Source organism: Methylobacterium gossipiicola (assembly GCF_900113485.1).
In the GTDB taxonomy this organism is placed as follows: domain Bacteria; phylum Pseudomonadota; class Alphaproteobacteria; order Rhizobiales; family Beijerinckiaceae; genus Methylobacterium; species Methylobacterium gossipiicola.
The window spans coordinates 181,905-194,463 of record NZ_FOPM01000003.1 but is presented as its reverse complement, the minus strand read 5'-3'; the positions used below and the strand labels follow the sequence as shown (position 1 = coordinate 194,463).

Genomic DNA, 12,559 nt, shown 5'->3' with positions numbered 1-12,559 from the left:
CGCCCCTGAGGCGTCGCACCGCCAGGACCGAACCACCCTCCGGGCCGTACGGCCCGGGGACGGGCACGGCTGTGCCCGCCGACAACCGACGCGTGGACCCGACGAGATCATGAGCAACGAACCAGACCTGCGGGCGCCCGGCGCCGTCGCCAACGCCGATGCAGGCGCCGAGGCCGCCCTGGAGCGCGCCGCCCTCGACTACCACCGGTTTCCCAAGCCCGGGAAGATCTCGGTCCAGCCGACCAAGGACATGTCGACCCAGCGCGACCTCGCGCTGGCCTATTCGCCCGGTGTCGCCGCCGCCTGCATGGCGATCAAGCACGAGCCGGACGAGGCCTACAGCTTGACCTCGCGCGGCAACCTCGTCGCCGTCATCACCAACGGCACCGCCGTGCTCGGCCTCGGCAATATCGGCGCGCTGGCCGGCAAGCCCGTGATGGAGGGCAAGGGCTGCCTGTTCAAGAAGTTCGCCGGCATCGACGTGTTCGACATCGAGGTCGACGAGGCCGATCCGGAGAAGTTCATCGAGACCGTCGCCCGCCTGGAACCGACCTTCGGGGGGATCAACCTCGAGGACATCAAGGCGCCCGAGTGCTTCGTCATCGAGACGAAGCTGCGCGAGCGCATGAAGATTCCGGTCTTCCACGACGACCAGCACGGCACCGCCATCGTGGCGGCCGCCGCGATCCTCAACGCCCTTCAGGTGGTGGGCAAGCCTATCGAGGGCGTGCGCCTCGTCTGTTCCGGCGCCGGGGCGGCGGCCATCGCCTGCCTCAACATCCTCGTGGGTCTCGGCCTGCGCAAGGAGAACATCTTCGTCTGCGATTCGCGCGGCGTCGTCTCCACCGACCGGATGGCGTCGCTGGACGAGCAGAAGCGCGCTTATGCCCGCGACACCCAGGCCCGGACGCTGGGCGACGCGGTGGCGGGCGCCGACATCTTCCTCGGCGTCTCCCAGGGTGGCGTCCTCAAGCCCGAGATGGTCGCCACCATGGCGGACAAGCCCATCATCCTGGCCCTGGCCAACCCCGATCCGGAAATCCTGCCCGAACGCGCGAGGCAAGTGCGGCCGGATTGCCTCATCGCCACGGGCCGCTCGGACTACCCGAACCAGGTCAACAACGTCCTGTGCTTCCCCTTCATCTTCCGGGGTGCGCTGGATGTCGGTGCCACGGAGATCAACGAGGCGATGAAGCTCGCGGCTGTCCGCGCCATCGCCGACCTCGTTCAGGCCGAGCAGTCGGACGTGGTCGCGGCAGCCTACGGCGCCCACGACCTGCGCTTCGGACCGGACTATCTCATCCCGCGCCCCTTCGACCCGCGCCTGATCACCACGGTGGCGCCCGCCGTGGCGCAAGCCGCCATCGACAGCGGCGTCGCGACCCGGCCGTTCAAGGATGTCGCGTCCTATCGCCGGTCCCTGGAGCGTCTCGTCTACACCTCCGGCACCGTGATGCAGCCCGTCTTCGCGGCGGCTTCCGAGGCCGGCGGCAGCCGGATCGCCTACGCCGAGGGCGAGGAGGACCGCACCCTGCGAGCCGCGCAGGTGGTGGTCGACGAGCGTCTCGCCCGGCCCGTCCTCGTCGGCCGACCCGACATCATCGCCGACCGAATCGCCCGCCTCGGCCTGCGCATCCGGGTCGGCGAGACCGTCGACGTGGTCGAATGCGCAGAGGCCGGCACCGCGCGGGCCGCGCAGCTCCTGGCGTCGGGCGAAGTCGACGGCCTGCTCTGCGGCATCACCGGGACCTATCCGGAGCACCTCGCCGACGTGTCCCGGACCATCGGCCTGAAGGCCGGCGCCAAGGGCCTCGCCGCCATGGGCCTGCTGCAGCTACCCCGCCACACGCTGTTCATCTGCGATCCCTACATCCACCGCGATCCGAGCGCGGAGGAGATCGCCGAGATGACGGTGCTGGCGGCGGAAGAGATGCGCCGCTTCGGTCAGCTTCCGCGCGCGGCCCTGATCACCGCGTCGAATTTCGGCAGCGTCGACGATCCATCCTCGCGCAAGATGCGGGCGGCGCTCGACCTCATCCGGACGCGGGCGCCGGACCTCGAGATCGACGGCGAGATGTCGGCCGACACGGCGCTGAGCCGGGCGGTCCTCGGACGCCTGCGGCCGGATTCCGCCCTGACGGCGGAGGCGAACCTCCTGATCATGCCCAATCTGGACGCGGCAAACATCACGTTCAACGCCCTGAAAGTGGTGTCCGGTCAGGGCGTCTCCGTCGGGCCGATCCTCCTCGGCGCGGCCAAGCCCGTCCACATCCTCACGCCCTCGGCCACCGTGCGCGGCATCGTCAACATGACGGCCCTGACGGCGGCCTCCGTGGCGGCTCGGGGCTGAGGAGCGTCCCGAGGAAAGGGGTTCGAAGGGCGAGCCCTTCGCGGGTCCAGGCGAGTTCTCGGTCAAGGCTGGCCCTGGGGCCTTCGTCGGGCTCCGCCCGACACCCGGCGAAGGGATGATCCCTTCGCGATCCCGATCAGGCGGTCATCCCGATCAGGCTGTCGTGGCGATCGGTAGGGAGAAATGCGCCCCTGGCCGATCGGTCGCCACCGTGAGGGGACCGCCGAGTTGGCGGGCGAGGCTGTTGACGATGCGCATACCGAGGCTGGCGCTGCGCGGCGTCGTCGGGTCGAACCCCTCGGGAAGACCGACGCCATCGTCGCAGACGGACAGGACGAGGCCACCGGCATCGGTCTCCCGGACCGTCACGCGGATCTCGCCCGCCCCGTCGGGATAGGCGTACTTGATGGCGTTGGTCACGAGTTCGTTGACGAATAGGCCAAGCGGAATCGCCAGATCGGCGGGCAGGCTCACGGGCTGCGCCCGGCACACCAGGGTGTGATGCGGCGCGCTCTCCTGCAGGCGGTCGCACAGGGCGTCGAGGAAGCCGGCCACGTCGATGGCTTCCAGGCTCGGCTGGCGCCAGAGCTGGTCGTGGACCTGCGCGACGGCATCGACCCGCGCCCGCGCATCGGCGAGGGCCGCCTTCACCTCCGCGTTGTCGGAGCCCCGGGCCTGCAGGCCGAGGAACCCGGCGACCACCGCGAGGCTGTTCTTCACCCGATGGCTCATCTCGCGGGACAGCAGCTCCTGGCGCTCCAGGGCGGCCTTGAGGCGGGCCTCGGCGCGCTGGCGCTCGATGGCGCCGCCGACGAGGTTGGCGAAGCCCTGCATGAAGGCGATGTCCGCCTCCTCGAACTGCCCCACGCGGGTATCGTCCACTTCGAGGACACCGTAATGGCCGTCGCGGTTGGCGATGAGCACGTTGATGGCGCGGCGGATGCCGTGATCGGCCATGAGCTTCGGCGTGCGGAACCGGGTCTCGTTCTCGAGATGGTTCGAGATCACCGGCCGACCGGTCTTGAGGGCGTAGCCGGCGGGCGAGGCGAGATCGGCACCCACGATCGCCGTGCCGATGGCCTCGGGTGCCCAGCCGACGCCGGCGCAGACGAGCAGGCAATCCTGATGCGGCTGATATTCGAGGGCCTTACAGAACTGCGCCTCCATGCCCTCGGCGCAGAGTTCCGTCGCCCGCTGCAGCAGGGGCAGCAGTTCCGTCGCCCGCAGGGCCTCGACGCCGAAATCGGAGAGGATCGCCTGTTGGCGCAGGCGGAGCGCCAGGGCCTCGGGGGCGCGTTCGGGCATACGGGGCCTTTGGGATGCGGCGGGCGGCTCCAGACGCCGCCCGTCTTCTTGATGCGGTGGCGCGCGCCTCGCAAGAGGATCGAGACGTTGTGATCAGATCTCGATCTCGGTCCCGACCTCCACCAGTTGGCGCGTGGGGATGCAGAAATGCGCCCCCGTCCGCTCGGCGTTGCGCAGGAGGAACGCGAACAGCCCCTCCCGCCAATCGGCCATGCCGCGTGCGTCGCTCTTCGGGATTATGGTCTCGTGGCCGATGAAGAACGTGAGATCCTTGAGGCATTCGCCCGGAAGCTTGCCGGCCTCAACCGCGCAGGCGAGACCCTCGGGGACGGACGCGTTTTCCATGAAGCCGTAGCGCAGGATCACGCGGGTGATGTCCGGTGTGATGGGGACGATTTCCGCCCGGCCTTCGCGCGGCACCACGGGCTCCTCCTCGTAGAGGGCCGTGACGATGAGGATGCGTTTGGGCAGGGCGTGGGAGCGCTCGACGAAGCGCGACAGGTGGAGGGGCACGCCGCTCGTCGCCGAGGTGAGGAAGGCGGCGTTGCCCGGCAACGTCAGGGGCGGATCGCGGCGCAGCTGATCGAGGAACGCGGCCTCGGGCTGGCGCAGGTGGACCCGCGCCTCTTCCACGAGACAGGTCCCCTTGCGCCATGTCAGCATCAGGAACGCGACGAGGCCGGCGAGCAGGAGGGGAAACCAGCCGCCCTCGACGAGCTTCACGCTGTTGGCGCCGAGGAACACGAGGTCGATGGCGAGGAAGAAGCCGTTGACCGCCAGCACCAGCACGAGGTTGTAGCCCCATTTGAGGGCGACGAGGGCGGCCAGCAGGGTGGTGATCGCCATCAGCGAGGCAACCGCGATGCCGTAGGCCCCGGCGAGGGCGTCGGAGGTCTCGAAGATCAGCACGGCACTGACGGTGGCGGCCGCGAGCAGCCAGTTCACCACCGGCACGTAGATCTGCCCGCGCTCGTGCCGGGCGGTGTGGACCACCCGCACGGGCGGCAGGAAGCCGAGCTGGATCGATTGCTGGGTGAGGGAGAACGCGCCCGAGATGATCGCCTGCGAGGCGATGACGGTGGCCAGCGTCGCGAGGCCGATGAGGGGATAATGCGCCCAGTCGGGGGCGAGGCGATAGAACGGGTTCTCCAGGGCGTCGGGTTCGGCGAGCAGGAGCGCGCCCTGCCCGAAATAGTGGATCACCAGGGCCGGCAGCACGAGGCCGAACCAGGACAGGCGGATCGGGCCGGCGCCGAAATGCCCGAGATCGGCATACATCGCCTCGCCGCCCGTCACCGCCAGGAAGGCGGCGCCCAGCATGGCGAAGCTCACGTGCCAGCCGGCATGCAGGAGGAACTCCAGGGCCCGCAGGGGATTCACCGCCCCGAGGATCTGCGGCGCATGAAGGATCCCGCCCAGCCCCATGAGCGCCAGGACGACGAACCACGCCAGCATCACCGGCCCGAAGATGCGCCCGATGAAGGCGACGCCCTTGCTCTGGACGAGGAACAGGGCGACCAGAATCGCCAGAGTGATGGGAACGACGAACCGGGAGAGCCCCGGCGCATCGACCTTCAACCCCTCGACGGCGGAGAGCACCGAGATGGCCGGGGTGATCGCCCCGTCGCCGTAGAGCAGGGCCGCACCCACGAGGCCGACCACCAGGAGCACGCCACTCCACGAGCCCGGCTTGGCGTGGCGGGCCCCGAGGAGGGCCAGCAGGGCGACGATCCCGCCCTCGCCCCGGTTGTCGGCGCGGAGGATCAGCACGGCGTACTTCACCGAGACGATGAGGATCAGCGCCCACAGGATGAGGGAGACGGCGCCCGTGACGGCGATGGGTGTGGGCGGCGCCCCGGCGCTCGCCGCCCGCACCGCCTCCTTGAAGGCGTAGAGCGGGCTCGTGCCGATATCGCCGTAGACGATGCCGAGGGCGCCGATGAGGGCGGCGGGGCGCGCGACGCCCCCACGCCCGGACCGGGTCTGATCTTGGGACAAGGGCGAACCTCCCGGCCGGTCGCTGCGGCGACGCTTCTGCGGCGGTGAGGTAGGGGGATCGCGGGGCAACGTCCAGGGATGAAAACGCGGCGTCGGACGTACCGGTCAGGCGTGCGCCCGGATCGCCTGGGCGAGCCCGTTCGGACAGGCGCCCCCACGGCCGATTTCGTGAACCGGCACCGGCACGTGGCGCCGGATGGAGGCCGCCACCGTCGCCAGGGGCGTCGGGGCGCCCTCGCTCTCGCAGACGACGAGGCCGAGCAGGGGCACGCCGCGAGAACGCAGAGTTTCGGCCGCCGTGAGAGCATGGCTGATGGCGCCGAGATAGGAGCCGGAGACGAGGAGTGCGGGCAGCGCCAGGGCTTCGAGCCAGGCGAGGCCGGTGTGTTCTTCCGTCACCGGGCTCATCAGGCCGCCCACCCCCTCGATGAGGAGGGTGGCGTCCGGCGGCGTCGCGGCGATTTCGGACCGGCACCAGGCGACGAGATCGGCGAGCGCAAGAGTTCGGCCCTCGTGGGCAGCGGCGAGATCGGGGGCGAGGGGCGCACGGAAGCGCCAGGGCGAGCAGGCGGCGACGGTCTCGGGCGAGACGGCGAGGCCCTGCGCTTCGAGAAGGATCGCCGTGTCGCTGAAGCGGAAATCCGCCTCCGTCACGGGTGGAACGCCGCTGGCGACGGGCTTGAGGGTGCGGACCGCTTGGTCCTCGGCCAGAAGCCGCCGCGTCAGGGCGGCGGTGACATAGGTCTTGCCGATTTCCGTCCCGGCCCCGGCGATGAAGATGGCGCCGCTCACGTCTCGATTCAGCTCACTTCTCCACGAACGCCTTCTCGATGACGTAGTGGCCGGCCTCGCCGTGGTTACCCTCGACGTAGCCGCCATTGGTGAGGAGTTCGCGGGTGTCGCGGATCATGTCCGGGCTGCCGCAGAGCATGAATCGGTCGTTCTCGACCGACATGGGCGGCAGGCCGATATCGGAAAACAGCTTGCCGGAGGTCATGAGGTCGGTGATCCGGCCACGGTTGCGGAACGGCTCGCGGGTCACGGTCGGATAGTAGATCAGCCCGGCGGAGATCACCTCGCCGAGGAATTCGTGGTTCGGCAGATCCTTCGTGATGGTCTCGCCATAGGCGAGTTCCTGCACCTGCCGGCACCCGTGCACGAGGACGACCTTCTCGAAGCGCTCGTAGGTCTCCGGGTCCTTGATGATCGACATGAACGGCGCGAGGCCGGTGCCGGTGCCGAGCAGATAGAGATTCTTGCCCGGCAGGAGGTTGTCGAGCACCAGGGTGCCGGTGGGCTTCTTGCCGACGATGATCGGGTCGCCGACCTTGAGGTGCTGGAGCTTCGAGGTGAGGGGACCGTTCGGGACCTTGATGGAGAAGAACTCGAGTTCCTCCTCGTAATTGGCCGAAACCACCGAGTAGGCACGCAGGAGCGGGCGTCCCTCCACTTCCAGGCCGATCATCACGAACTCGCCGTTGCGAAAGCGGAAGGCGGGATCGCGGGTCGTGCGGAAGGAGAACAGGGTGTCCGTCCAATGGTGGACGGAGAGGACGCGCTCCTCGTTGAACTTACTCATTTCGCCGGGTCCGTCTCGAATCTCGAAGCTTTGCGGGGGTCTTCTCGCACCTGCGGTGTCCGGTCAAGACGGTGCGGACGCGCAGGTGCCCCGCACCGTCCAGCCAGATTGCCATCGCGCAACTGTCTGGAATTGCTCTGAATTAGCCGAAGGCCAGGTCAGAGCGGCTTCAAGCCGGCCTCGATCTCGGCCCGGCGGCCTTCGAGGAACGGCGGCAGGGCGAGGCGCTGGCCCAGGGTCTCCAGGGGCTCGTCGGCGGTGAAGCCGGGGCCGTCCGTGGCGATCTCGAACAGGATGCCGTTGGGCTCGCGGAAGTAGAGGCTGCGAAAGTAGAACCGGTCGACGGGGCCGCTCGTCGGCATACGCTTCACCTTGAGGCGATCAGCCCAGGCTGCGTAATCCGCATCGGGGATGCGGAAGGCGACGTGATGCACGGCCCCCGCCCCCTGGCGCGCGGCCGGCAGATTCGGCTGCGACACGAGATGGAGTTCGGCGGCCGCTCCCCCCTCCCCCATGCGCCAGACCCGGACCGGGCCTTCGGGAAGGTCGTACGTACGATCGTGCGCCATGCCCAGAACCTCGGTGAGCACCGCTTCCGTGGCGTCGATCCGCGCGACGGTCAGCCGGATCGGCCCGAGGCCCCGGATCTGGTGTTCGGCCGGGACGGGGCTGCCCGCCCACGGGTGGGCAGGGCCGGCGCCGCCATCGTCCACGAGGGTGAAGCGCTGGCCTTCCGCATCCTCGAAATCGAGGCTGAGGCGGCCGTCCTGCTCCACCGGCTCGCCATGGGCGACGCCCGTGCGGGCGAAATGCTCGCGCCACCAATCGAGGGATGCAGCGCCCGCCACGCGCAGGCCCGTGCGGGTGATGCTGTCGGTGCCGCGCCGCTCAGGGGGCGCCGGCCAGTCGAAGAAGGTGAGATCGGTGCCCGGCGAGGCGAGGCCGTCGGCATAGAAGAGGTGATAGGCCGAGACGTCGTCCTGATTCACCGTCTTCTTCACGAGCCGCAGGCCGAGGGTGCGGGTGTAGAACGCCGCATTGTCGGCCGCCCGTGCCGTGATGGCGGTGAGGTGGTGAATTCCGGTGAGTTGCATCGGGCGGTCCGGCCTGTGGCGTGAAGGGATCTGATGCCCAGATGGGGCGGGCGGGCGCGAATGACAAAGCCGTGCCGTCCCTGGCCCGGGGCGCCCGGCGCGATAGGTTGGGGACGACCGATCCCCGGAGCCCCCGATGCCCCACCTTCTCTCCATCGAAGCCTCGCCGCGCAAGACGCGGTCCGCCTCCATCGAGGTCGCCCACGCCTTCCTCGACGCCTGGCGTGCGCGCCACCCCGACGGCACCGTCGACACCCTGGATGTGTGGAACACCCACTTGCCGGACTTCGACGGCGAGGTGCTCGCTGCCAAGTATGCGGCGCTTGCGGGCGAGTCCTTGAGCCCGGCGCAGGAGGCGGCGTGGCGGTCGATCCGCGCGCTGGCCGAGCGCTTCCGCGCGGCCGACCTCCTCGTGTTCGGGGTACCGATGTGGAATTACACGATCCCGTACAAGCTCAAGCACCTGTTCGATGTCGTGTCGCAGAAGGACCTGCTGTTCAGCTTCGACGAGCGCGGCCAGAACGGGCTGCTCACGGCCAAGGCCGTGGTCATCAATGCGCGGGGCGTCGCCATCGGGGCGGACTTTCCGGCCGAGATCTACGATCACCAATCGACCTACATGGCCACGTGGCTGCGCATGGTCGGCGTCACCGACGTGCACCAGATCCTGGTGGAGAAGGGCCTGATGGGCGCGGACCTCGACCGGGAATCCCGCGCCAAGGGCCGCGCCGAGGCCGTGGCCCTGGCGGCGACCCTCTGAGGCAACCTCAGAAGGCGCCCGCGAGGAGACCGAGGCCGGCGGCGGCGAGCGCCGCGCCGGCAACACGCAGGGCCGGGCGGGTCTGGACGCGACGGGCCGCGAGGCCGAGACCGAGGCCGGCGGCGTGAAGGAGCGCCGTGGCGACGAGGAAACCGAGGCCGTAGGCGAGGCCGGACGCAGCGCCGGGCATTTCGGCGCCGTGGGCGAAGCCGTGGAACACCGCGAAGGCGCCCACCAGCGCCATGGCGCCGGCCACCGGCGGCACCACCCCGAGGGCGAGGACGAGCCCCAGGACGAGGACCGACAGGGCGATGGCGGTCTCGACATGGGGGAGAGCCCCGCCCATGGCGCCAGCCGCGCCGCCGAGCGCCATCATGCCGAGGAAGGTCGCCGGCACGAGGAGTATCGCCCGGCCGCCGATGCGCGCCGCGATGAGACCCACCGCTACCATGGCGAGGACGTGGTCGAGCCCGCCGAGGGGATGCAGGAACCCGTGCGCCAAGCCCCCTGTCACGATGCCCCCTGTCACGAAGCCCCCGGTGTCATGACCGGGATGGGCCAGGGCGGGCGTGGCGACGAGGAGGCCCAGGGCCGGGACGGCCATACGGGCCAGGAACGTCGGCAGGGCAGAGGTCATGCGAAAGGGGTCCCGGGTTCGTGACAGGCGGTTGCAGTGTAGCAACCGCCATGCCCGGACGGCACCCCCGAAGCGTATCCTAGAAGTCGGTCGGCCGTCCGGCAGCCACGACGAGCATCTTGCCGTCCGCGAAGGTGCGGGCCCCCGCGCGGCGAATGTCCGCCTGGGTCACGTTGGCGACGAGATCGTTGCGGCGGGCGATGTAGTCCATCCCCAGGCCCTCGAAGGCGATCTGGGCGAGTTGATGCGCGATCTTCGTCGAGGTGTCGAAGCCCAGCGCATAGGAGCCCGTGAGGTAGTCCTTGGCCTTCTGCAACTCCTCGTCGGACGGACCTTGCGCGATGAGCCGGCCGATCTCGTCGCCGATGACCGCGAGGGCCTCGCCGACGCGCTCGTTCTTGGTGGCGGTGTAGCCCCAGGTCATGGCGCTCGCCCGGTGGCTGACCAGCGAGGTCCCGACGGAATAGGCGAGGCCCCGCTTTTCGCGCACCTCCTGGAACAGGCGCGACGTGAACGAGCCGCCGCCGAGGATGTGGTTCAGGACGTAGGCCGGGATGAAGTCCGGGTCGCGCCACGGCACGCCGCCCATGCCGAAGCGCAGGACCGATTGCGGCACGTCGATATCGACGACGTGGCGCTGGCCGAGATGGCCCACCTGCGTCTGTGGGATCGCCGTCAGGGGCGCGGCGAGATTGAGGCGGCCGAAGGCCCGGTCCAGGGCCTCGGCGAGGCGCGCCGTGTCGATGGCGCCCACGGCCGCGACCTTCACGCCGCCGCGCCCGATGATCTTGGCGTGCATGGCCACGAGGTCGTCACGGGTGATGGCCGCGATGCTCTCGGGCGTGCCCGACGAGGGGCGAGCGTAGGGGTGGCCCGCGAAGGCTTCGGCGAAGAAGCGGCGCGAGGCCATCACGCCGGGATCGTTCTGCTGGTAGCGCAGACCGGCCAGCGTCTGGGCCCGCACCCGCTCGATGGCGTCGGGGTCGAGGCGGGGCTTGGCCAGAGCCAGGGCCAGGAGGTCGATGGCCTCGTCGGCGTGCTTGACCAGCATCTTGAGGGAGCCGCCGAGGGCATCCGCCCCGGCATGGAACGACAGCTCGATGGCGCGCGCCGCCAGGCGCTCCTGAAAGGCGTCGGAGACCAGATCCCCCGCGCCCTCGTCGAGGAGGCGGGCCAGCATCTGGGCGACGCCGGCCTTGCCCTCGGGGTCCTGGGCGGCACCGCCCTCGAAGGTGAAGGCCAGGGCGATGAGGGGCACCACCTGCGATTCGACGTGCCAGGCCTCGATGCCGGCGGCCGTGGTGACGGGCACGGCCTGCGTCGGCGAGTTCGACGCATGGGGAGCAGTGTCGACCAGTTGGGGAGCCATGCTCATGGGTACCTCGTTGTTCTGTGACGGGCCCGGCGCGGGTCTCGCGCCACGGCCCCGGAATCCGGGCGGAACGCTTGGCTCAGGCGTCGGCCTCGCGGGTCTTGGTCAGGTAGCCGGTGACGGAGCGCTGCGGCACGAGGTAACGCTCGGCCACGGCCGCGAGGCGGGCCGGGGTCACGCCCTCGATATCGGAGGGCCAGCGGCGCACTTCCTCGATGCTCTCGCCGATGGCGAGCGCCGAGCCGTAGATGCGGGCCAGCGACGATTGGCTGTCGGACGAGTACACCGTCTCGGCCACGAGCCGGGTCTTGGCCCGCTCGATGGCCTCCGGGGTCAGCGCTTCGGACGGCGCCCGGCGCAGGACGCGGTCGACCTCCTCCTCCAACTTCTCCAGGCTCACGCCCTCGGCGGGGATCGCGTAGACGGAGAAGCGGGTGTCGTCGATGGCCGAGCCCATGTACCAGGCGCCGGCATTCACGGCGACGCCGCGTTCCATGACGAGCTTGCGGTAAAGGTAGGAGGTCGAGCCCCCGCCCATCACTTCGGCGAGGAGTTCGAGGGCGTGGCACTCGCCGTCCCGGGCCGTCATGCACGAGGGGGTGAGATAGAGCCGCTGCAGGGTGGGCTGCTCGACCTTGGGGTCGGCGACGGCAAGGCGGCGCAGGGCCTTCGGCTCAGGCTCGCGGGCCCGCACCCGCACGGGCCGGGCGCCCTGAGGCGTCACGCGGCCATAGGTGTCGTCGGCCATGCGGCGCACGTCGTCTGCGGTGACGTCACCGGCCACCACCAGGATGGCGTTCTCGGGGGTATAGAAGCGCTTGTAGTAGTTCAGCGCGTGGGTGCGGTTCAGTTCCTCGATCTCATGCATCCAGCCGATGATCGGCGTGCCGTAGGGATGGTGCACGAACAGGGAGGCGGCCATGGCCTCGGAGAGCTGGGCCGAGGGATCCGTCTCGACCCGCATGCGGCGCTCCTCCAGTACCACGTCGCGCTCGGGCGCCACCACGGCGTCGTCGAGGACGAGGCCGGTCATGCGGTCGGCCTCGAACTCCATCATGGTCTTGAGATGGTCGCGGGCCACGCGCTGGAAATAGGCGGTGTAGTCGTAGCTCGTGAAGGCGTTCTCCTGGCCGCCGAGGCCCGAGACGGCCTTCGAGAAGGCGCCGACGGGATGCCGCTCGGTGCCCTTGAACATCAGGTGCTCGAGGAAGTGGGCGATGCCGGACTGACCCTGCGGATCGTCGGCCGACCCGTTGCGGTACCACACCATGTGGGTGACCACGGGGGCACGGTGATCGGGCACCACGACGACGTCGAGGCCGTTGTCGAGGGTGAAGGCGCCGACATCCGGACCACCCGCCTCGGAACGCCCGAACGGGGCGGCCTCGACCCGGCCGGCGCTGGCATGGGGGCGGCCGGAGCCGAGGAGCGGAACGTCCTTCCGGAACAGGTGCATCGAAGAGC

The 12,559-nt window shown here is 69.8% G+C and carries 10 protein-coding genes; 2 read left to right on the top strand and 8 right to left on the bottom strand.

Annotated elements, in window-relative coordinates; genetic code table 11:
• Positions 1–109: 109 nt before the first annotated feature.
• Complete coding sequence (locus BM249_RS03945; RefSeq protein ID WP_091969206.1) at positions 110–2,350, top strand: NADP-dependent malic enzyme; 2,241 nt, start codon at positions 110–112, stop codon at positions 2,348–2,350.
• A 153-nt stretch (positions 2,351–2,503) separates the two neighbouring features.
• Here BM249_RS03945 and BM249_RS03940 read toward each other — a convergent pair whose 3' ends face one another.
• The 5 genes from BM249_RS03940 to BM249_RS03920 form a co-directional block, all read right to left on the bottom strand.
• Positions 2,504–3,655 carry a sensor histidine kinase gene (locus BM249_RS03940; RefSeq protein ID WP_091969205.1) on the bottom strand — a complete coding sequence of 384 codons (1,152 nt, stop codon included), beginning with the start codon at positions 3,653–3,655 and terminating at the stop codon, positions 2,504–2,506.
• 93 nt (positions 3,656–3,748) lie between these two features.
• Positions 3,749–5,653, bottom strand: a complete 1,905-nt coding sequence (locus tag BM249_RS03935; RefSeq protein WP_091969204.1) for a potassium transporter Kup — start codon at positions 5,651–5,653, stop codon at positions 3,749–3,751.
• Positions 5,654–5,758: 105 nt separating this feature from the next.
• Entirely contained in the window at positions 5,759–6,445 is a 687-nt protein-coding gene (gene bioD / locus BM249_RS03930; protein WP_244528576.1) for a dethiobiotin synthase, read from the bottom strand.
• 13 nt (positions 6,446–6,458) lie between these two features.
• Positions 6,459–7,232, bottom strand: a complete 774-nt coding sequence (locus tag BM249_RS03925) for a ferredoxin--NADP reductase (RefSeq protein WP_091969203.1) — start codon at positions 7,230–7,232, stop codon at positions 6,459–6,461.
• A 158-nt stretch (positions 7,233–7,390) separates the two neighbouring features.
• Positions 7,391–8,326: a ring-cleaving dioxygenase gene (locus BM249_RS03920; RefSeq protein WP_091969202.1), complete on the bottom strand. Its 936-nt coding sequence runs from the start codon at positions 8,324–8,326 to the stop codon at positions 7,391–7,393.
• A gap of 136 nt (positions 8,327–8,462) precedes the next feature.
• Between BM249_RS03920 and BM249_RS03915 the strand changes: the two genes are divergently transcribed.
• On the top strand, positions 8,463–9,086 hold the full coding sequence (locus BM249_RS03915; protein ID WP_091969201.1) for an FMN-dependent NADH-azoreductase: 624 nt from the start codon (positions 8,463–8,465) through the stop codon (positions 9,084–9,086).
• A 7-nt stretch (positions 9,087–9,093) separates the two neighbouring features.
• On the opposite strand, the gene BM249_RS03910 is transcribed toward BM249_RS03915, so the two are convergent.
• The 3 genes from BM249_RS03910 to BM249_RS03900 form a co-directional block, all read right to left on the bottom strand.
• Positions 9,094–9,723 (bottom strand): HupE/UreJ family protein, encoded by a 630-nt coding sequence (locus BM249_RS03910; protein WP_091969199.1) that lies wholly within the window; start codon positions 9,721–9,723, stop codon positions 9,094–9,096.
• A gap of 79 nt (positions 9,724–9,802) precedes the next feature.
• Entirely contained in the window at positions 9,803–11,098 is a 1,296-nt protein-coding gene (locus BM249_RS03905) for a M16 family metallopeptidase (protein WP_091969197.1), read from the bottom strand.
• Between the two features lie 76 nt (positions 11,099–11,174).
• Positions 11,175–12,551, bottom strand: a complete 1,377-nt coding sequence (locus tag BM249_RS03900) for a M16 family metallopeptidase (protein ID WP_091969195.1) — start codon at positions 12,549–12,551, stop codon at positions 11,175–11,177.
• Positions 12,552–12,559 lie beyond the last annotated feature (8 nt).